Below are 19342 nucleotides of genomic sequence, written 5' to 3' on the forward strand. Positions count from 1 at the left end.
GGAGTGTGACCGCCGCACCCTCGCCGCCGCATGGTAAAAAGACCACAAATCTGGAGACACGCTCATGTCGGCATCGATCGTATCGAAAATCGGGCAGCGGCGCCGTATCGGCCGCGGCTCGTTGCAGGTGAGCGGACTGGGGCTCGGCACGGCGCCGCTCGGCGGCCTGTACCGCGACCTGTCCGACGAGGAGGCCCAAGCGACGATCGCCGCCGCCTGGGACGCGGGGGTGCGCTACTTCGACACCGCGCCGCACTACGGCAACACCAAGGCCGAGCATCGGCTCGGCGCCGCGCTGCGCCACTATCCGCGCGGCGAGTATGTGCTGTCGACCAAGGTCGGCCGCCGCTTCGTGCCGCGCACGTCGCCATTCGACGACCGCGAAGGCTGGCAGAATCCGCTGCCGTTCGAAGCGATCTACGACTACACGCACGACGGCATTCTGCGTTCGTTCGAGGACAGCCAGCAGCGCCTCGGCATCATCGATATCGACGTCCTGCTCGTGCATGACATCGGTCGCGTCACGCACGGCGACCAGCATCCGCACTACTGGCGGCAACTGACCGAAGGGGGCGGCTTCCGTGCGCTCGAGCGCCTGCGCTCGACGGGCGCAATCAAGGCGCTCGGCCTCGGCGTCAACGAGGGCGCGGTGATCCTCGACGCGATGGCCGAGTGCGATATCGATTGCGCGTTGCTCGCGGGCCGTTATACGCTGCTCGAGCAGACCACCCTCGACGACCTGCTGCCCGCCTGCGAGGCGCGCGGCGTCAGCATCCTGCTCGGCGGCGCGTTCAATTCGGGCATTCTGGCGCGGGGCGTCGAAGGCGATCTGAAGTTCAATTACGGCGCCGCGCCGCCCGAGGTGATCGAGCGCGTCGCGCGTCTGGAGGCGGTATGCCGCGCGCATGACGTGCCGCTCGCCGCCGCCGCGTTGCAGTTTCCGTATGCGCACCCGGCGGTCGCCACCGTGCTGACCGGCGCGCGTAGCGCCGACGAATTACGCGAGAACGTCGCGTCGTTCGAGCTGCCGATCCCCGCGGCCTTGTGGTCCGCACTGCGCGACGCGGGCCTGCTCGACCCCCGTGCGCCCGCGCCCGAGGACTGATCCGACCATGCCGATCGACGCTCACCAGCACTACTGGGACCCCGCGCGGGGTGACTACGAGTGGCTGACGCCGGAACTGAAAATCCTCTACCGGCCGTTCGGGCCTGATGATCTGAAGCCGTTGCGCGAACAGGCCGGCATCGAGCGGACCGTGGTCGTGCAGGCCGCGCCGACGCTCGACGAAACCCGCTACCTGCTCGACATCGCGCGGCACGAGCCGTCGATCGCGGGCGTGGTCGGCTGGGTGCCGCTGTTGTTGCCGAACGCGCCTGATCTGATCGAGGTGCTCGCGCGCGAGCCGAAGTTCAAGGGCGTGCGGCCGATGCTTCAGGATCTGCCCGACGACGGCTGGATCGCCAACCCCGATCTCGCGCCGGCGATCGAGGCGCTGATCGCGCACGATCTCGCGTTCGATGCGCTGATCTACGCGCGTCACGTGCAATACGTCGAGATCTTCGCGCAGCGTTTTCCGGCGCTGCGCATGGTGGTCGATCATGGCGCGAAGCCGCCGATCCGCTACGGCCAGGCGGGCTACCCGGTATGGCGCGACGCGATCACGCGGCTCGCCGCGCTGCCGCAGGTGCACTGCAAGCTGTCGGGTCTCGCGACCGAGGCCTCGCCCGGCTGGACCGAGGACACGCTGCGGCCCTACGTCGAGCATCTGCTGAACACGTTCGGTCCCGCGCGGCTGATGTGGGGCAGCGACTGGCCGGTGCTCGAACTGAACGGAGACTATTTGCTGTGGCATTCAGTGGCGACCACGCTCGTCGCGTCGTTGAGCGACGCCGAGCGCGACGCCGTGTTCGGCGAGAACGCCGCCGCGTTTTATCGGCTTTGATTTCGTTAGCAGCCCATTCAACTGGAGTCATAGATGACACAAAGACTGGCCGGCAAAACGGCCCTGATCACCGCAGCGGGACAAGGTATCGGTCTCGCCACCGCCGAACTGTTCGCGCGCGAAGGCGCGCGTGTGATCGCCACCGATATCCGCATCGACGGACTCGCCGGCAAGCCGCTCGAGGCGCGCAAGCTCGACGTGCTCGATGGCGCGGCGATCAAGGCGCTCGCCGCGGAAGTCGGCACGATCGACGTGCTGTTCAACTGCGCGGGCTTCGTACACTCGGGCAATATCCTCGAATGCAGCGAGGAGGACTGGGATTTCGCCTTCGACCTCAACGCGAAGGCCATGTACCGTATGATTCGCGCGTTCTTGCCGGCCATGCTGGAGAAGGGCGGCGGCTCGATCATCAACATGTCGTCGGCGGCGTCGAGCGTGAAGGGCGTGCCGAATCGCTTCGCGTACGGCGCGTCGAAGGCCGCGGTGGTCGGGCTGACGAAGTCCGTCGCTGCGGATTTCGTCACGCGTGGTGTACGCTGTAACGCGATTTGCCCGGGCACGGTGTCCTCGCCATCGCTCGAACAGCGAATCGCCGCGCAGGCTCAGGCGCAGGGCGCGTCGCTCGATGCGGTGCAGGCCGCCTTCGTCGCGCGTCAGCCGATGGGCCGCATCGGCAAGCCGGAGGAGATCGCCGCGCTCGCGCTGTATCTCGCGTCCGACGAGTCGTCGTTCACGACGGGCCAACTCCATGTAATCGACGGCGGATGGTCGAACTGATTCTGATTGACTGACGAACCGGACACTACTGAACGTAAAGGGAAGTGCAACGATGAAACTGCTTCGTTATGGGCCGAAAGGCCAGGAAAAGCCGGGCCTGCTCGACGCGCAAGGCAAGATTCGCGATTTGTCGAAGGTGGTGGGCGATATCGACGGCGCTGGGCTCGGCGATGAAAGTCTCGCGAAACTGCGCGCGCTCGATCCGGGAACGCTCCCGGTCGTCGAAGGTAATCCGCGCGTTGGACCGTGCGTCGGCAAGATCGGCAAGTTCATCTGCATCGGCCTGAACTATGCGGATCACGCGGCGGAATCGAATCTGCCGGTACCGGCGGAACCGGTCATTTTCAACAAGTGGACGAGCGCGATCAGCGGCCCGAACGACGACATCGAGATCCCGCGCGGTTCGAAGAAGACCGACTGGGAAGTGGAACTCGGCGTCGTGATCGGCAAGGCGGCGAAGTATGTCGACGAAGCAAACGCGCTCGAGCATGTGGCCGGCTACTGCGTCATCAACGACGTGTCGGAGCGCGAATGGCAGATCGAGCGCGGCGGCACGTGGGACAAGGGCAAGGGCTTCGATACGTTCGGCCCGATCGGCCCCTGGGTCGTCACGCGCGACGAAGTCGCCGATCCCCAGAACCTGAGCCTGTGGCTCGAAGTGGACGGCCATCGCTACCAGAACGGCAGCACGAAGACGATGATCTTCAGTGTCGCGAAGCTGGTGTCGTATGTGTCGCAGTGCATGAGCCTGCAGCCGGGCGACGTTATCTCGACCGGCACGCCGCCGGGCGTGGGCATGGGCGTGAAGCCGAACCCGGTGTTTCTGAAGCCGGGGCAGACGGTGCGTCTGGGTATCGAAGGGCTGGGCGAGCAGACGCAGAAGACTTACGCGGCGGAGTAACGCGCTTTCTCTTTCCGTCATATCGCCGTGAATGAAAGGCCGTTCCTGTTTCGAGCAGGAGCGGCTTTTTTCATGGCGTCCCGGCTTTAACTCCCCGCCTCCTGCTCCCCGTTCTCTCCAATCCGATTCACAGTCCCCTGCGCGACCGCCACCAGCTTCTCGCGGTTCCCCTCCATCACGAACACGCTGCACTGGCAGGTCGCCTGATGCCTGCCCGCATAGACTACACTGGCGCGCGCGATCAGCGTGCCCTTCACTGCCGGGCGCAGATAATTGATCTTGTACTCACCGGTCACGACTCTCGGACCCAGCGACAGCGCGCCAGCGAACGTCAACGCATTGTCGGCGAGATAGCTGATGACGCCGCCATGTACGAAGCCATGCTGCTGCCGCAGTTCGTCGCGAATCGGCAGACATAGGGTGAGCTCGTCGCTGCCGGCGTGCATCAGCTCCGCGCCTAGCAGCATGCTGAACGGCTGGGCGTGCAGTGCGCCGCGCGCCCGGTCGAGTAGGTCGGTCATCGTGGTTCCTTCGTGCAGGGTCTGGGTAGTGCATCGGTGCAACAAAACATCCGCGCGGCGCGTGCCATGCGGTCCCTACCCACTCTAGGAAGTGCCGCTGCGCTGCGCAAGGTGATTCGTCGCGACCAGCGGCGCATTGTTGCGCAAAGCAACCGCAATCGCGACGATCGACGATGAAACCTGCACGTAGAGCGCTTTTTGCGGGAATTGGCCTCAAGCCGCCAATCGGCCTGCCGTTAACCCTGATTTGCCTCCGTTATCCTTTGTTCCCAGGTGTCCACGATGTTCAGCAAGATCAAGGTCGCATCCGGCCTGCTATGTGTTCTGGCCGCGTTCTGCGTCTTCCAGCTCGTCACGGTAGGGTTGGGCTTCTGGTCACTGACGCGCACGCACGACGACGTCGGCGATCTGTCGAACATCGCGCTGAAGCAGGTCGACGCGGTCAACCAGACGACGCAGCGCCTGATGGACGCGCGCATCAACCTGTCGCGTGCCGGCACGCGCATGGTGCGCGGGGGCACCGAGCCCACGGACATCGTGCAGCACGCTCGCGAACAGCTCGCCGCCGCCGATCAGTCTTTCGCGGCCTTCATGAGCGCGCAGAAGACCAGCGACGAAAACAGCGCGCGCGCCGCCGCGCTCGCCGAACGCTACAAGACGCTGCATGGCGCGCTCGCGGAACTCGCGCAGTATCTCGCCTCGAACAACATCCAGGCCTTCCTCGATCAGCCGACGCAGTCGTTTCAGGACGCTTATCTGGCGGAAGTGCACAACTTCGGGCAATTCGGCGACGCCGCCAGCCGCGCGTCGCTCGATTCGATCGATGCGCGCGTGGCGGCGTTTCGCATCGTCAGCGTGGTGATTTTGCTCGTGCTCGTCGCCGGCACGCTCGCCGTCTATACGGCGCTGCGCCGCGGCGTCGTGGCACCGCTCGAGGAAGCGGGCCGCCACTTCGAGCGCATCGCCCAAGGCCGTCTCGATCAACCGATCGCCGCACGCGGCAGCAACGAAATCGGCCGTCTGTTCTCGGGCCTCGCGACGATGCAGGCAAGCGTCGCACGCACCGTCAAGAGCGTGCGCGAATCGGCCGACTCGATCCATCTTGGCGCCAACGAGATCGCGACCGGCAACGCCGATCTGTCGGCGCGCACCGAAAACCAGGCGGCATCGCTCGAGGAAACGGCATCGAGCATGGAGGAACTCACAGCGACCGTGCGCCAGAACGCCGATCATGCGCGCGAAGCCAATGCGCTCGCCGAGACCGCGCTTGACGCGACGTCGCGCGGCAGCGAAGTCGTCAATCAGGTGGTCGACAAGATGCGCGGCATCGCGCAGAGCTCCGACAAGATCGCCGAGATCATCTCTGTGATCGACGGCATCGCGTTCCAAACCAACATCCTCGCGCTGAATGCCGCCGTCGAGGCGGCGCGCGCGGGCGAGCAGGGCCGCGGCTTCGCGGTCGTGGCCGGCGAAGTGCGCGGCCTCGCGCAACGCAGCGCGCAGTCGGCGAAGGAAATCAAGACGCTGATCAGCGAATCGGTCGCGGAGATTCAGGGCGGCTCGACGCTCGTCGAGCGCGCCGGCGAAGCGATGAGTCATGTGTCGGCGTCGATCTCGCGCGTCACGCAGATGATGGCCGAAATCAGCGCGTCGTCGCTCGAGCAGAGCACCGGCATCGAGCAGGTGAATCAGGCGGTCGTGCAGATGGACGAGATGACGCAGCAGAACGCGGCGCTCGTCGAGCAGGCCGCGGCGGCGGCGGCTTCACTACATCAGCAAACCGAGCAATTGAAACAGGCCGTTTCCGTGTTCGAAATTTCTGAAAGTGTGTTGCGTACGCAACAGCGCGGAGCACTGTCCGTCGCAAACGCAGAATTCGCATTAACCGGAATGCATGCGCTTTAAAGCGGCGACGCTTGAAAACGGACGCAGAAATAGAAAATGGCCCGCGTAAAGCGAGCCATTTTGCATTAGACGCAAGCGCCTGTAGAGGCGCCTATCGTGACGTCCAAGTCTGTCTCAAAGTACCCGAAGGAACTTAGACCGGCTGGATGTTTGCAGCCTGCTTGCCCTTCGGGCCTTGCTTGACTTCGAACGACACTTTCTGGTTTTCCTGCAAGGACTTGAAGCCCGAAGACTGGATTTCCGAGAAGTGTGCAAACAGGTCTTCGCCGCCGTCGTCCGGGGTGATGAAGCCAAAGCCCTTTGCATCGTTAAACCACTTAACAGTACCTGTTGCCATTTTTGATCCAAATAAATGTTGTGTATTGCATCGCGACCGCGATCGCACCAATGCGAGAGCGAGCGCGAGGGGAGAGTTGTATCACGTCTTTATGACAGACGCCAATCAACCTGCGTCCGGGTATTCCCCGGTTTTGATGTTTTTTCGCGCTTTGAGAACGTCTGACGAGAACTTTTTTGCGCCAGGGTTTACCAGCAACATCAAATTTCTCTCGCGACCCGGCGGCGGACATTCGTCCGTGCGTGCCGCACTTTGTTGAGGCGATCAAGCGTGGAACTTCATCTATCACTGGCCAAATTCGGCTAAGTTCCCGCTCGAAATCCGGCGTCCACAGGCAGCGCCGCGTAGGCGGTGGCCAGATGATAAGGCGTCGTTGACGGCATATCCGTACGTGCAATTTCGCCGCTCGATGTCTTGCATTCGAACCAGCCGTGTTCATGCAAAAAGCATCGCTGAAAACGTGCGATCTGTTGCGGCAGCGCCGCGCGCACAACCGGATCGTCGTGACTGGCGAGCGCGCGCAGATATTCCGTCTGCGCCCAGATCCGCTGGGTCGCGTCGCTGACCTTGCCAGCCTCGTCGAGCGATGCGCACACGCCGCCGTTGTCCGGGTCCACACCATGCTGCTGCGCGAAGGTGAAGGCGCGCGCCAGCGCGTCGGTTAGCCCCGTGCCGTCGAGCAGCGCGCCCGCCTGCCTGACCAACCAGTACCACTCGAACTGATGTCCCGGCTCCAGGCGGTTGCCGCTCGCGCCGATCGGCAATTCGGCGATACAGCCGCTCGGCGCATGCACGAAGTGTCGCGCGACCGCGCCAGCGAGGCGGCGCAACGCGGCGCCGAAGACGTTGTCGCGCGTCGCCTCGCAGGCGGCGAGCCACGCTTCGGTCAGGTGCATCAGCGGATTCTGCAACGGCGTGGCGGTGACCTTCGAAAAGTCGAGGTTGAGCGCGGCGTTGAACAGATCGCCGTCGGCCGCGAAGTTCGACTGGATCAGCGCGGTCGTGCTGTGCACGAGCTTCAGCGCGTCGAGGTCGTCGGAGCGCCGCGCGTATTCCGCGCACGCGAACACGACGAACGCGTGCGTATAGAGGTCCTTGGTGGTGTCGAGCGGCAGGCCGAGCGCGTCGACGCTGTAGAACCATCCGCCGTGGTCGGCGTCCCGAAAGGTGCGGGTCAGCGAATCGAACAGCACGCGCGCGTGTTCCATGTCGCCCGCTTGTGCAAACGTGAACAGCTGCCGCGCGCATGCCATCGCCCGATAGCGTTGCGCGGGCAGCGGCTCGCCTCCGGTGGCGTCGAGCGCTTCGTAGGGCAGCTGCAACGCGTGATTGAAGCCGGGTCCGCGCCACATCGGCAGCACCACGTTCGCGAAGTGCTCGCGCAGCGCGGTCGCGGCGGTGGTCGTCGAAGCAGGGGGAGGGGGCGTGCTTGGCATCGTCGGTTGGTTCGGGCGCGCAACGCGCGCAGTGTGTCGAGGCAGCGTTCAGGGCGGCGGTTCAGGATTCCGCTCGCCGAGACTGCTGCGGTGTGCGGCCTAGCATAAAGCAAACGCCTCGCGCTGACAGCTTGGGTCAAGCATCCGAAATGCTCGACGCCGACGCGGGGCGACAGACGCATCAGGCGCGACAGATGCACGAGCCGCATGGAATGCGCAACGCGAGGCGCACTGAGCTGCCTCCGCCGCTCATTTCGGATAAGGAGGAACAACGATGCCCGGTAATCTCGAACTCATTTCCCGTCTCGTGCTGGCCGCGATGCTCGGCAGCGTGATCGGCTACGAGCGGGAGCGGTTGTCGTGGGCGGCGGGCTTGCGCACGCACATGTTGGTCTGCGTGGGCTCGGCGCTCATCATGATCGTGTCCGCGTAATTCGTGATGCTGCAAAGCGACGATGTGAACGAGTGCGACGAAGTGATCATCACGCTGCATCGCGTGTCGAATGCGGAATGCGGAATGCGAGTCGATCTGCGCTCGCCTTCGGCAATGAGAGGGCGTGCGGGAATTCCAGGGCGACGACGCGAGGTCGTGAAAGGCGCGAGGCGCGCGAAAGGGCGCAAATCGTCGGGGAATGGCTTCGGCACGGGCGGAGCGCCATGCGACAATGCTGGCTCTAAATATTCCAATGGCAATGACAAGCGGCATCCGGCGCCCCGTTCCTGGCGACGACCGCTTTTTCCTCTATGGCAGATTCCGTAGCATCCCCGCAGTCCATGCCCCCGCGCGTCGCTTCGAAGAAGCAGCGCCAGGGCGCCGTCTCCACCGAAACCGAAAACAAGCTGGCGCGCGCGGCGCGCTCGGCGCAACGCCTCGCGCAACTGAGCGGCGTCGCGCGCGACGACAGCACGCTCGACCTGTTCCCCGACGATCCGACCCGCGCGACGCTCGAGGCGATGAACATCGACGTCCGCCAAGGCACGCTGCACGGCTTCGAACTGCCGGACGTGGTGCTGCAGGCGGTCGGCGTATTCGATGAACACGGGTTGCTCGACAAAACTGCGCGCCGCGCACCGCGTGCGGCGAAGCTGGATGCGCCGATGCCGGTGAACGGGCAGTTGAGCGGGTTTGACGTCGAGCCGGTGATGGCGGTTGCGGATGCGTCTGCAAACAAGCCCGCAAACGAGCCCGCGAACGGCGCCCCCGACGGCTCAGCGCCGAACGCCGCAGCAAACACCGACCACAAGCCCGCGGCAACGTCGCGTGAGCCATCCGCGCCGCCCAGTTCGGCGATGGCCGCCGCGACCGTCGCGCGCAGCGTGACCGCGTTGCGCCAGGCGGCCGAAGCGGAGTCGGCTGCGACGGCGGGCGCGGGCAAGCCACAGCAGCGTTTCGCCGCGACGTTCGCGAAAGCCGCGACGGCATCGCGCGATGCCGCAGCGGCTACCGCCCCGGCTTCCCTTGCAACGTCCGCTGCGACCGACGGCAGTAGCATGAGCCAGTCCGCCGACGAGCCCGCGACGCGTACGCAATCCGCCTCGCCAGAGGCCGTGACCACGAAACAGGACGACAAGCTCTCCGCCACCGCGCTGCTGACGACACCCCGGTCCTCGTCCGCAGACAACCACGCCGGATTCGCCACTTCCTCGCGTGACGCGCGCCGCACCGACGCGGCCGCCGCCGCGCTACGCTCGGAGCCGGAACTCGACCGCGCGCGTGCCACCGCGTTCGCCGATACGGTCGATGCGCTCTATGGCGTGATCGCCGATCAACGCCGCGCCGCGACCGATCATTCGCGGCGCGTGAAATGGATGCTGTCGATCGTGGTCGGTGCGCTGCTGGTGACAGTGGCGATCGGCATCGCGCAGACGCTGCTGCTGATGCGCCTCACGCGCGAGACGACGGCGCAGCAACACCGCATCGAACAGATGATGCAGAACCAGCAAGCGGCGATGGTGAGCCTGCTCGACGTGCATACGGCGACAGCGAACGCCGCCTCGGCGCCCGCCGCCACGACCCCCACCGCAGCGCCCCCCGCCGCGCCCCTACAGCCCAGCGCGACGCCGACGCGCGCGAGGCACGCTCCCGCTTCGCACCGGCGGCCGCCGAGTCACTAAATCGGGGACGTTGTCGCGATGCAACGCCTCCCGGCCCAATGACATCGCGGCAACCCGCCGCAGCGAAAATTTGCTGCAGTGCACTAGCTTTTCTCTAGGGAAAACCCCTATAATCACAACTAAGGGAAAACCCTAGCAACGCAGTCACTAACCGGGAGTCGCCATGAGCTACATCTTTGCACTGTTCCAACAGGTCAGCGACCTCTTTGCGTCGCCCCATCTGCCGCTGGATTCGGACTACTCGTACGCAGCGCGCGCCCGTGAAGCAGAGCGTCTGCGCCGCGCGCAGGCCACGCTGTTCGGCATCAAGCTGACGGACTAAAAACCAGCCGCACCTCCCGAGCGCGCGACAACGCGCCGGGGCGCGCACCTCGAGTGCGCTTCTCATTGAGCCACTATTCGCGAAATGCGGATCGTGGCTTTTTGTTTTTCGGGGCTCTCTTGTCGCAATGCACCATTGCGCGACGAGACAGACGTACCAGCGCCAGGCCTCCAGTGTCTGTCCGACTCCTTGCGAATTATTTCGGGGCCGAAATGAATGTAACCGGCTTTCACGCTGATTCAGCGAGTCGAATGAAGGCATTGCCCGTAAACCTTTGTTGAATGAAGCGCGAAAGCGACACCGCGCTTCCATCAACAGGCCCCATCTATGAAATGCTCGCTTACAAGTGCTAACGTCTTCGCGCGATTCGGGCCGCTAAAGTGAGTCTCAAGCGTACGGCGTCTGGTTCGGCTCACAAGCGAAGCGAATCGCACGATCCGAGCAAACACGGACGCTGGCCTGGAATAAAACTTTGACGGGAGGTCATTATGAAAAACTTTGGCAAGGCATCGCGCTCGCTGATCGCAACGCTGCTCGCGGGCGGCGCACTCGTCGCGGCTGGTAGCGCATTCGCGCAAGACCGCGTGATCGTCGAACACGGTCCGGCACCAGTCGTGTACGGCCAACCGCATATGATGCCGGTGGGCGTGTCGATCAACATCGGCTGGCACGGCGATCGTTACTGGGACGGCCACCGCTACTGGGAGCACGACGAGTGGATGCGCCATCATCCGCACGACTACGATCCGCACCACCGCGGCGACGATCACCGCACCCCGCCCCCGCGCTACTAAAGCGCGCCTGATGGCGTCGCAACAGGCGGCGTAAGTCCACGAAGCCGGTCTTCCCTCGAGGGGAAGGCCGGCTTCGTCGCATTTGGGCGTGCGAGTCCGACCGTGGTATTGCGCGTGCTGCGCTATGCTTCGGGGCTTTCGGACCATTCGAGGGCGCGGACATGGGCGGACTCGACACGTTCGTCGACATCGCGTCGCATCTGATGCCGAAACTCGCGAAAGACGAGGACGTGATCGATCTGCTGCGCGCGCAGGTCGACGCGGGGCGTGTCGGCGTGCGCAGCGGCGCGGGGTTTCATGACTGGGATGAAGCGCGCATCGCGCGGGTAAAGGACGGGCGCAAGTGCGTGATCGGGCGCGGCTAGTGCGGTATAAATAGCCGTTCCGTGCCTGGTACTCCGCCGCTTTTCGCGCTAACTGCCACACGCGTCGCAAGCGAACCTAAATCAACTCCAAGCCAGCCCCAAGCCACTTCATGCCTCACTACTTCTACGACCCCGCCGCCGGTCACGGCCTCCCGCACGATCCTTTCAAGGCGATCGTCGCGCCGCGGCTGATCGGCTGGATTTCGTCGCGCGATGCCGAAGGCACGCTCAATCTCGCGCCATACAGCTTTTTCGGCGCGTTCGCGACCTTTCCGCCGATCATCGGTTTTAGCAGCGAGGGCCGCAAGGACAGCCTCGCCAACATCGAGGCGACCGGCGAATTCGTTTGGAATCTCGCCACCCGGCCGCTCGCGGAGCAGATGAACCGCTCGTCGGCGCCGGTCGCGCCGCACGTCGACGAGTTCGCATTGGCCGGGCTCACGCCGGCGCCGGGCCGCAACGTGGCGGTGCCGCACGTGGCCGAATCGCCGGCGGCGCTCGAATGCAAGCTGCTGCAGATCGTGCGTCTGCATGATGTCGACGGCAAGCCGATGGACAACTATCTGTCGCTCGGCCAGGTGGTCGGCGTGCATATCGACGGCGCGTATCTGAAGGACGGCCTGTTCGATACGCACGCCGCGCAGCCGATCATGCGCGCGGGTTATCGCGCCGACTATGCGCAGATCGGCGAGATGTTCCAGATGATCCGGCCAACGGCCTGAACTGGCCCTCAGCGGCTTCCGCTGAGTAGCGGATCGCTCAGGGTGTCACCGGCGGCGGCTTGCGTGGGGACTGCGCGGACGTTATTGCCGCGGAGTCACTGTTGCCGCTCCCGCCCACGGGCGCATCCACTTCAACCTCGACGACCGCAGCCGCGACCGGCGCGGCCGCCGTGACTTCCGCCGCAATCGCCGCGGGCACCGGCTGGATCGGGCGCGCACGCGAGCTGACGAGCACCGCGCGCGGTTCATTGTCGTAAATCACGGCCCGCACGCGCGGATAAATCTCCCGCTCCCAGCGACGTCCGCTGAACACGCCGTAGTGGCCGACGCCCGTTTGCACGTGATGCGTCTTCAGATACGGCCGCAGACGATCGCACATGTCCTGCGCGGCGAGCGTCTGACCGACCGCGCAGATATCGTCCTTTTCACCTTCCACGGTCAGCAATGCGGTGCGGCGAATCTTCGACGGCTCCACCAGACGCCCCTCGACTTCGAGCGCGCGTAACGGCAGCGCATGCTGCTGGAACACGGTGTCGACGGTCTCCAGATAGAAGTCGGCGGTCAGATCCATCGTCGCGAAGTACTCTTCGTAGAACGTGCGAATCGTGTCGGCTTTCTGCGGATCGCCCTTGCCGCGCTCGTAGTACATCGTTTCGAACGAGTCGGCGTGGCGGCTCGGATTCATCGCCATGAACGCGGCCAGCTGCACGAAACCCGGATACACGCGACGCTGCGCGCCGGCAAACCCGAACGGCACCGCGCTGATCAGATTGCGCTCGAACCACTCGATCGGCCGGCTCCTGGCCAGTTCGTTGACGCGCGTTGGATTGATGCGCGTGTCGATCGGGCCGGCCATCAGCGTCATGCTGGCCGGCTGCGCGGGATGGTCGTCGGCGGCCATCAGCGCGACGGCGGCGAGCGCCGCGACGGTCGGTTGACAGACCGCGAGCAGATGCGTGCCGGACCCGATCGCCGCGGTGAAGTCGATCACGTGGCGCACGAATTCGTCGAAGCCGAAGCGGCCTTCGCCGAGCGGCACATCGCGCGGGTTGTGCCAGTCGGTGATATAGACGTCGTGCTCGGTCAGCATCGTGCGCACGGTTGCGCGCAGCAGCGTCGCGAAGTGGCCCGACATTGGCGCGATCATCAGCACGCGCGGCTGCGGCGTTGAAAGCACGGCGTCCTTGCGAAAATGCAGCAGCGAGCAGAACGGCGTGCGCGCGACGACTTCCTCGACCACCGCGACCGGCTCGCCTTCGGTGACGACGCTATCGATGCCGAACGGCGGCCGCTTCGGCGTGAGTCCGCCGAGCATCAGAAGTTCGCACGTCGCGCGCAGCGAGCGTCCGTGCGGCGTAGCGGCGAATGCGGACCACGCATCGAGCGAACGGTTCGCCAGCGCCGCGCCGTGCCGCAACGGTAGCAGCAGGTCGGCGCAGGCCTGATAGGCAGGATAGGCGAACAGATTCATACTTTCACTCGAATGCGCCAGAAAGACAGGAACTCGAATAAAAGCAAGTGGTGCGCCAGGCGCTGGCGCGCGTTGCCCTGTATCGCGTCATATCTGCGTGGGTCGGCATATCACTTGCATGCGTAGGCGAAATGGGCCGGCCTTGCCGCGTTTTGGTGCGCGCGCGCACCGCGGCGTGCATGGGTGCAGGCACGCGCGGCGCGATGCCCGATCTGGAGGACACACGTATGGGAAATACTACGCTCACGATCAGCAGCAGGAATTATTCGTCGTGGTCGCTGCGCGGCTGGCTGCTGACGAAGTTCAGCGGCTTGCCGTTCGAAGAAATCGTGGTGCCGATCGACGACCCCGCGACGCGCGCCGAACTACTGCTGCTGTCGCCGTCGATTCTGGTGCCATGCCTCGTGCACGACGGCGTCAAGGTTTGGGACACGCTGTCGATCGCCGAATATCTGCACGAGCTGAAGCCGCAAGCCGCGCTGTTGCCGCACGAGATCCGCGCCCGCGCGCATTGCCGCTCTATCTGCGGCGAGATGCATTCGGGGTTTGCGTCGTTGCGTTCGGCGCTGCCGATGAATCTGAAGGCGCATTTCCCGGGCTTCAAGGTATGGGCGCGCGCGCAATCGGATATCGAGCGGATCGTGACGATCTGGCGTGAATGTCTGAAGGAGTACGGCGGCCCGTTCCTGTTCGGCGAGCGGACCGCCGCGGACGCGATGTACGCACCGGTGGTTACGCGTTTCGTGACCTATGACGTGCAACTCGATCCGGATATGGTCGAATACGGGCAGCGCATCATGGCGCTGCCCGAAATGCGCGAGTGGATCGCGCTCGCGCGTCAGGAGGTCGAGGAGATCGATGAACTGGACGTCGAGTTCTGAGCGCGGCGGCCGCCGTCCGCCGCCGTCCACATTAAGCAGATCCGTCAGCCGCGCTCGCCTTCGAGCTTGAACACGCTGACCAGCTGCGCGAGCCGCGCAGCTTGCTCGCGCAACTCGGCCGCCGCGGCTTGCGCATCGACGACGATCGTCGCATTCTGCTGCGTCGCCTCGCCGATCTGCGTGACCGCCAGGTTGACCTGCTCGATGCCGCCCGACTGCTCGCGCGACGCGACATTGATCTCGCTCATGATCGCGCGGACCTGACCGACCTGAGTGACGATTCCCTGCATCGTCGCGCTCGCTTCTTCGGCAATGCGAAAACCGCTGTCGACGTTCGCGCTCGACGCCGCGATCACCCCCTCGATCTCCTTCACCGCCGCCGCGCTGCGCTGCGCGAGCGCGCGCACTTCCGACGCGACGACCGCGAAGCCCTTGCCGTGCTCGCCCGCGCGCGCCGCTTCGACGGCCGCGTTCAACGCGAGGATGTTGGTCTGGAAGGCGATGCCCTCGATCACCGTCGTGATCTCGGCGATCTTCTGCGACGAGCGGCCGATCTCGCCCATCGTCGACACCACGCGCTCGACCGCGCGGCCGCCTTCGAGCGCGGCGTCGGCGGCGTGGGTGACGAGGGTGTTCGCTTCGGTCGCGTGATCGGCATTCTGCTGCACGGTCGACGTGATCTGCTCCATGCTCGCCGCGGTTTCTTCGAGGCTGCTCGCCTGGGTCGCGATGCGCATCGCGATGTCGCCGCTGCCGGTGGCGATCTTCTCGGTGCCCGCCGACATGTCGGCCGACGCGTTGCGCACCTGCGCGACGATGCGCGCGAGGCCTTCGCCGATGCCGTCGATCGCCAGCATCAGGCGGCCGATCTCGTCGGCGCGCGCGCGGCCGTGCTGCGCGACGCGCACGCTCAGATCGCCCGCGGCGAGACGCTCCGACGCACGCGCGGCTTCGTCGAGCGGACGGCTGACGAGCCGCCGCACCGCGACGAGGAACACGATCGCGAACAGGCCGACCAGCGAGAGGCCGAGCAGCAGGAAGGCGTTGCGGGCGCGCACGACCTCGGCCATCACTTCGTCGCGCGGCGCGACGCCGCCGACGAGCCACTGCCACTCCGGCACCGTGACGAACGACACGAACTTGTCGCGCGCGTCGCTCTCGCCGAGCGTCGAGTCGGCCGAGCGGTAGTCGAGCTCGCCCTGCTTCATGTCGAGCATGCGCTGATACGGCGCGTTGGCGTCGTCGGCTTTCTGGCCCGCGGCGGCCGGATGCACGAGCAGCTTGCCGCGCTCCGCGCCGCTCGACGCGTCGAGCACGAAGTAATAGCCGCTCGTGCCGATCTTCAGCGCGTGGATGCCGTCCTGGACCGACTGGATCTCCTTGTCCACGTCGACGCCGACGAACAGCGCGCCGATCACGCGGCCGCTCGCGTCGGCGATCGGCCGGTACTGCGTGATCATGCGCTTGCCGAACAGCATGGCGAGGCCGGTGTACGAGCGGTTCGCGAGCAGCGGCGCATACGCCGGCCCCTTGCGGTCGAGCAGCGTGCCGACCGCTCGGGTGCCGTCCTGCTTCTTCAGCGAGGTGGTCACGCGCACGAAGTCGTCGCCGCTGCGCGCAAACACGGTCGCGACCGCGCCGCTGCGTTCGAGGAACTGGTCGGGAATCGTGAAGTCGAGATTCAGCATCTTGCCGCCGGCCTTGAAAGTCGGCGTCGCGGTGCTCCCGATGTCGACTTTCTGCGTGTCGTCGAGCGAGAAGTCGGTGGGCAGGAAGCTCGCGAACAGCGCCATCGACCGATCGACTTCGGCCGACAGCGCCTTGTCGAACAGCTCGATCATCGCGGCGATCGAGCGGTCTTTTTCGGCGATGCGGGCGAGCACCTGGTCGCGCACCTGGTCGCCGGCGGCGCGCGCGAGCGCCCACGCGAACGTGCTGAAAATCAACGCGACCAGCACGCACGAGAGCACGGCAAGCCGCGCGCCGACGCTGGCGCGGCGCAAGAAGAGAGAGTTCATGGGCAGGCGCGAAAAGGGGACAGGCGACGCGCGGGGCGGGCATGGCCGCGAACGGCATCGATTTACTGGTTTACGGCTCGGGAGACGGCGGCTTTAGGGCGACTGAAAGCCGCCCGTAATGGGATGAAAGGGGCCACAACGGGCCCCCGAAAGAAGGACGAGGCGGAATGCGAAAGGTGTTGCTGCGTTGCTCAGCGCACCGGATCGACGGTTCGGCCGGGCGCGCTTCGCCACGTCCGCAGTAACAACGCATTGGTGACGACGCTGACGCTCGAAATCGCCATCGCCGCGCCCGCGAGCATCGGATTCAGCAAGCCGAACGCGGCCAGCGGAATGCCGATCAGGTTGTAGACGAATGCCCAGAACAGGTTCTGCTGGATCTTGCGCCACGTTCTGCGGGAGATGTCGATCGCGTCGGCGACGAGCGCCGGGTCGCCGCGCATCAGCGTGATGCCGGCGGCGTGCATGGCGACGTCGGTGCCGCTCGCCATCGCGATGCCGATGTCGGCCGCGGCGAGCGCGGGCGCGTCGTTGATGCCGTCGCCCGCCATTGCGACGATGCCGGCGTGGCGCATCTTCAGGTCGCGGATCACGCGGGCTTTGTCGTCGGGCAGCACCTCGGCGTGGAATTCGTCGATGCCGAGCGCCCGTGCGACGCTCGCCGCACTGCCGCGGTTGTCGCCAGTCACGAGCACGCTGCGGATGCCCATCTGCGCGAGCCGCGCGACGGCCGCGCGCGCGGTCGGCTTCACCGTGTCGCCGAACGCGATCAGCGCGAGCGCTTCGGGGGCGTGAGGCGCGCGCGTCATCAGCCACGACACCGTGTTGCCGGCCGCTTCGAGTTCCTGCGCGCGCGCGGCAAGCGCGCTCGGCAGCGCGATGTCGAGCTCGCGCAGCCAGCGCGTGCTGCCGAGGGCGAGCGTGCGGCCGTCGACGTCGGCTTCGACGCCCCGGCCAGCGACGGCGCGAGCGGCGGTGGCGCTTGGCCCGCCCTTGTGTTCGCCGGCCATTTGCCCGAGCTGAGCCTCGTGCGCGCGCATCACCGCTCGCGCGAGCGGATGATCGCTATGCCGCTGCACCGCCGCCGCGAGCGCGAGCGCTTGGTCGCGGCTCAAGCCGCCGATCGGCTCGAACGCCGTTACCGATGGTTGGCCGAGCGTCAGCGTGCCGGTTTTGTCGAACGCGACAATCGACACGCGATGCGCGATTTCCAGCGCTTCCGCGTCCTTGATCAGCACGCCGTGGCGCGCGGCGACGCCGGTGCCGGCCATGATCGCGGCGGGCGTCGCGAGGCCGAGCGCGCACGGGCAGGCGATCACCAACACCGCGACCGCGTTCAGGATCGCGGTTTGCGCGCCCGCGGCGGCGAGCAGCCAGCCGATCAGCGTCAGCGCGGCGAGCGCGAGAATCGTCGGCACGAAGACTTCGCTGACGCGGTCGACGAGCCGCTGGATCGGCGCCTTCTCGGCCTGCGCGCTTTCGACGAGCCGGATGATGCGCGCCAGTGTGGTCTCCGCGCCGATCGCGGTGGTCGTCACCACGAGCGCGCCTTCGCCGTTGATCGAGCCGGCCGTGACGGCGTCGCCGGTCTGTTTCGGCACCGGTAGGCTTTCGCCGGTGATCAGCGCTTCGTCGATATGCGTGCGGCCTTCGAGCACCGCGCCGTCGACCGGTACGCGCTCGCCCGGCCGCACGATCACGACGGTGCCGACCCGCACCTGCGCGAGCGGCACCTCGCGTTCGCCGGCGCCGTCGCGGATGCGCGCGCGTTCGGGGCGCAGCGCGTTGAGCGCGCGGATCGCGTCGGTGGTCTGGCGCTTGGCGCGCGCCTCGAGCCACTTGCCGAAGCGCACCAGCGTGATCACGACCGCCGATGCCTCGAAGTACAGATGCATCGTGTCGGCCGGATGCATCGCGAGTTCGTAGACGCTGATGCCGTACGCCGCCGATGTGCCGAGCGCGACCAGCAGGTCCATGTTGCCCGCGCCGGCGCGCACCGCGCGCCAGGCTGCGCGATAGAAGCGCGCGCCGAATATGAACTGCACGATCGACGCGAGCACGAATTGCAGCCAGGCTGGCAGCATCGCGTGGAGGCCGAACCATTCGCCGAACATCGGTGCGACGAGCGGCAGCGTCAGCAGCGCGGACGCAACGACGCTCGCGAGGTCGCGGCGGGTTTGAATCCGTTTGCGGTCGACGACGGGGGCGTGGGTCGTGTCGAGGATGTCGCTTTCGTCGCCGGTCGCGGCGATAGCTGCCGTTGTCTCGGCTGGAGCGGCTGCAGCGGGCGGCGCGCTCAACGTCGCTTCGTAGCCGGCTTTCCTGACGGCAGCGATCAGCGCGCCGCTATCGGCGGATGCGGTGCCTTGCGGATGAGCGGTGGCGGTTTCGGTCGCCAGATTGACCGACGCGCGCGCGACCCCAGGCACCTTCGCGAGCGCTTTTTCGACGCGCAACGCGCAGGCTGCGCAGCTCATGCCGCCAATCTCCAGTTCAATGGTTCCCGGCGTCGCGGCGGGTGTCGCGGTTTGCGTCGCGCTTGGCGCGGCAAGCTCGGCGTTCGCGACCGGCGTCGCTTCGTATCCGGCCTTGCGCACGGCATCGGCCAGTTGCTGAGGCCCGAGCGTCGCGTCGCTTTCCACGCGGGCGCGCTCGGTCGCGAGATTCACCGACGCGCGCGCCACTCCCGGCAGCCTGGTCAGTGCTTTTTCGACGCGGCTCGCGCACGACGCGCAAGTCATCCCGCCGATATCGAGTTCGACGACGCGCGTGGGCGAAGAAGAAGCGGCAGCGTCGGCGGCGCGCTGCGGGTTGGCAAGTGCGGTCATGGCAGG

At 66.0% G+C, this 19342-nt stretch carries 16 protein-coding genes and 2 pseudogenes; 12 read left to right on the forward strand and 6 right to left on the reverse strand.

Features of this window, described 5'->3' with window-relative positions; genetic code table 11:
- Positions 1–64: 64 nt before the first annotated feature.
- From OKW39_RS36105 to OKW39_RS36120, 4 genes are read left to right on the forward strand one after another with little or no spacing between them, the layout of a single operon-like run.
- Positions 65–1105 (forward strand): aldo/keto reductase, encoded by a 1041-nt coding sequence (locus OKW39_RS36105; RefSeq protein WP_429333105.1) that lies wholly within the window; start codon positions 65–67, stop codon positions 1103–1105.
- Positions 1106–1112: 7 nt separating this feature from the next.
- On the forward strand, positions 1113–1943 hold the full coding sequence (locus OKW39_RS36110; protein WP_184073095.1) for an amidohydrolase family protein: 831 nt from the start codon (positions 1113–1115) through the stop codon (positions 1941–1943).
- Positions 1944–1976: 33 nt separating this feature from the next.
- Positions 1977–2720 (forward strand): SDR family oxidoreductase, encoded by a 744-nt coding sequence (locus tag OKW39_RS36115; RefSeq protein WP_429364830.1) that lies wholly within the window; start codon positions 1977–1979, stop codon positions 2718–2720.
- Between the two features lie 52 nt (positions 2721–2772).
- The gene (locus OKW39_RS36120; RefSeq protein ID WP_429564817.1) at positions 2773–3621 is read left to right on the forward strand and encodes an ureidoglycolate lyase; all 849 of its coding nucleotides are present in this window, start codon (positions 2773–2775) and stop codon (positions 3619–3621) included.
- Between the two features lie 86 nt (positions 3622–3707).
- Here the strand turns inward: OKW39_RS36120 and OKW39_RS36125 are convergent, their stop codons facing one another.
- Positions 3708–4142: a PaaI family thioesterase gene (locus OKW39_RS36125; protein ID WP_429564818.1), complete on the reverse strand. Its 435-nt coding sequence runs from the start codon at positions 4140–4142 to the stop codon at positions 3708–3710.
- Positions 4143–4424: 282 nt separating this feature from the next.
- Here OKW39_RS36125 and OKW39_RS36130 point away from each other — a divergent pair, with 282 nt between their 5' ends.
- Positions 4425–6047: a methyl-accepting chemotaxis protein gene (locus tag OKW39_RS36130; RefSeq protein WP_429564819.1), complete on the forward strand. Its 1623-nt coding sequence runs from the start codon at positions 4425–4427 to the stop codon at positions 6045–6047.
- Positions 6048–6180: 133 nt separating this feature from the next.
- Here the strand turns inward: OKW39_RS36130 and OKW39_RS36135 are convergent, their stop codons facing one another.
- Together OKW39_RS36135 and OKW39_RS36140 are read right to left on the reverse strand one after the other, a co-directional pair.
- Positions 6181–6384, reverse strand: coding sequence for a cold-shock protein (locus OKW39_RS36135; RefSeq protein ID WP_018424088.1), 204 nt, complete (start codon positions 6382–6384; stop codon positions 6181–6183).
- A 302-nt stretch (positions 6385–6686) separates the two neighbouring features.
- Positions 6687–7820 (reverse strand): AGE family epimerase/isomerase, encoded by a 1134-nt coding sequence (locus tag OKW39_RS36140; RefSeq protein ID WP_429364838.1) that lies wholly within the window; start codon positions 7818–7820, stop codon positions 6687–6689.
- Positions 7821–8094: 274 nt separating this feature from the next.
- On the opposite strand from OKW39_RS36140, the pseudogene OKW39_RS36145 reads away from it, so the two are divergent.
- From OKW39_RS36145 to OKW39_RS36170, 6 genes and pseudogenes are all read left to right on the forward strand, one after another.
- Positions 8095–8250: pseudogene (locus OKW39_RS36145) on the forward strand (MgtC/SapB family protein); the annotation flags it as partial.
- 314 nt (positions 8251–8564) lie between these two features.
- Positions 8565–9935 (forward strand): hypothetical protein, encoded by a 1371-nt coding sequence (locus tag OKW39_RS36150; RefSeq protein WP_429333100.1) that lies wholly within the window; start codon positions 8565–8567, stop codon positions 9933–9935.
- A gap of 163 nt (positions 9936–10098) precedes the next feature.
- Positions 10099–10257 carry a hypothetical protein gene (locus tag OKW39_RS36155; RefSeq protein WP_167368734.1) on the forward strand — a complete coding sequence of 53 codons (159 nt, stop codon included), beginning with the start codon at positions 10099–10101 and terminating at the stop codon, positions 10255–10257.
- Between the two features lie 488 nt (positions 10258–10745).
- Positions 10746–11051: a hypothetical protein gene (locus OKW39_RS36160; protein ID WP_090808246.1), complete on the forward strand. Its 306-nt coding sequence runs from the start codon at positions 10746–10748 to the stop codon at positions 11049–11051.
- A 128-nt stretch (positions 11052–11179) separates the two neighbouring features.
- A pseudogene (locus OKW39_RS36165) lies at positions 11180–11416 on the forward strand (3-hydroxyacyl-CoA dehydrogenase family protein); the annotation flags it as partial.
- A 110-nt stretch (positions 11417–11526) separates the two neighbouring features.
- The gene (locus tag OKW39_RS36170) at positions 11527–12138 is read left to right on the forward strand and encodes a flavin reductase family protein (protein ID WP_429364844.1); all 612 of its coding nucleotides are present in this window, start codon (positions 11527–11529) and stop codon (positions 12136–12138) included.
- A gap of 37 nt (positions 12139–12175) precedes the next feature.
- On the opposite strand, the gene OKW39_RS36175 is transcribed toward OKW39_RS36170, so the two are convergent.
- Complete coding sequence (locus OKW39_RS36175; protein ID WP_429364846.1) at positions 12176–13609, reverse strand: polyhydroxyalkanoate depolymerase; 1434 nt, start codon at positions 13607–13609, stop codon at positions 12176–12178.
- 227 nt (positions 13610–13836) lie between these two features.
- Between OKW39_RS36175 and OKW39_RS36180 the strand changes: the two genes are divergently transcribed.
- A complete protein-coding gene (locus OKW39_RS36180) occupies positions 13837–14490 on the forward strand; it encodes a glutathione S-transferase family protein (RefSeq protein WP_090810346.1) in 654 nt (217 codons plus the stop codon).
- 44 nt (positions 14491–14534) lie between these two features.
- On the opposite strand, the gene OKW39_RS36185 is transcribed toward OKW39_RS36180, so the two are convergent.
- Together OKW39_RS36185 and OKW39_RS36190 are read right to left on the reverse strand one after the other, a co-directional pair.
- Positions 14535–16508, reverse strand: a complete 1974-nt coding sequence (locus tag OKW39_RS36185) for a methyl-accepting chemotaxis protein (RefSeq protein ID WP_429564820.1) — start codon at positions 16506–16508, stop codon at positions 14535–14537.
- Positions 16509–16699: 191 nt separating this feature from the next.
- Positions 16700–19336, reverse strand: a complete 2637-nt coding sequence (locus OKW39_RS36190) for a heavy metal translocating P-type ATPase (RefSeq protein ID WP_429564821.1) — start codon at positions 19334–19336, stop codon at positions 16700–16702.
- Positions 19337–19342: the final 6 nt, after the last annotated feature.

Source organism: Paraburkholderia sp. MM6662-R1, assembly GCF_050436245.1.
Classification (GTDB): Bacteria; Pseudomonadota; Gammaproteobacteria; order Burkholderiales; family Burkholderiaceae; genus Paraburkholderia; species Paraburkholderia tuberum.

Excerpts from the sequence above, each read along its gene's own strand:
- OKW39_RS36110 (WP_184073095.1), top strand. The coding sequence starts at position 1,113 with ATGCCGATCGACGCTCACCAGCACTACTGGGACCCCGCGCGGGGTGAC.
- OKW39_RS36185 (WP_429564820.1), bottom strand. The coding sequence starts at position 16,508 with ATGAACTCTCTCTTCTTGCGCCGCGCCAGCGTCGGCGCGCGGCTTGCC.
- OKW39_RS36155 (WP_167368734.1), top strand. The coding sequence starts at position 10,099 with ATGAGCTACATCTTTGCACTGTTCCAACAGGTCAGCGACCTCTTTGCG.
- OKW39_RS36125 (WP_429564818.1), bottom strand. The coding sequence starts at position 4,142 with ATGACCGACCTACTCGACCGGGCGCGCGGCGCACTGCACGCCCAGCCG.
- OKW39_RS36135 (WP_018424088.1), bottom strand. The coding sequence starts at position 6,384 with ATGGCAACAGGTACTGTTAAGTGGTTTAACGATGCAAAGGGCTTTGGC.
- OKW39_RS36160 (WP_090808246.1), top strand. The coding sequence starts at position 10,746 with ATGAAAAACTTTGGCAAGGCATCGCGCTCGCTGATCGCAACGCTGCTC.
- OKW39_RS36150 (WP_429333100.1), top strand. The coding sequence starts at position 8,565 with ATGGCAGATTCCGTAGCATCCCCGCAGTCCATGCCCCCGCGCGTCGCT.
- OKW39_RS36115 (WP_429364830.1), top strand. The coding sequence starts at position 1,977 with ATGACACAAAGACTGGCCGGCAAAACGGCCCTGATCACCGCAGCGGGA.
- OKW39_RS36140 (WP_429364838.1), bottom strand. The coding sequence starts at position 7,820 with ATGCCAAGCACGCCCCCTCCCCCTGCTTCGACGACCACCGCCGCGACC.
- OKW39_RS36190 (WP_429564821.1), bottom strand. The coding sequence starts at position 19,336 with ATGACCGCACTTGCCAACCCGCAGCGCGCCGCCGACGCTGCCGCTTCT.
- OKW39_RS36175 (WP_429364846.1), bottom strand. The coding sequence starts at position 13,609 with ATGAATCTGTTCGCCTATCCTGCCTATCAGGCCTGCGCCGACCTGCTG.
- OKW39_RS36180 (WP_090810346.1), top strand. The coding sequence starts at position 13,837 with ATGGGAAATACTACGCTCACGATCAGCAGCAGGAATTATTCGTCGTGG.
- OKW39_RS36170 (WP_429364844.1), top strand. The coding sequence starts at position 11,527 with ATGCCTCACTACTTCTACGACCCCGCCGCCGGTCACGGCCTCCCGCAC.
- OKW39_RS36105 (WP_429333105.1), top strand. The coding sequence starts at position 65 with ATGTCGGCATCGATCGTATCGAAAATCGGGCAGCGGCGCCGTATCGGC.
- OKW39_RS36120 (WP_429564817.1), top strand. The coding sequence starts at position 2,773 with ATGAAACTGCTTCGTTATGGGCCGAAAGGCCAGGAAAAGCCGGGCCTG.
- OKW39_RS36130 (WP_429564819.1), top strand. The coding sequence starts at position 4,425 with ATGTTCAGCAAGATCAAGGTCGCATCCGGCCTGCTATGTGTTCTGGCC.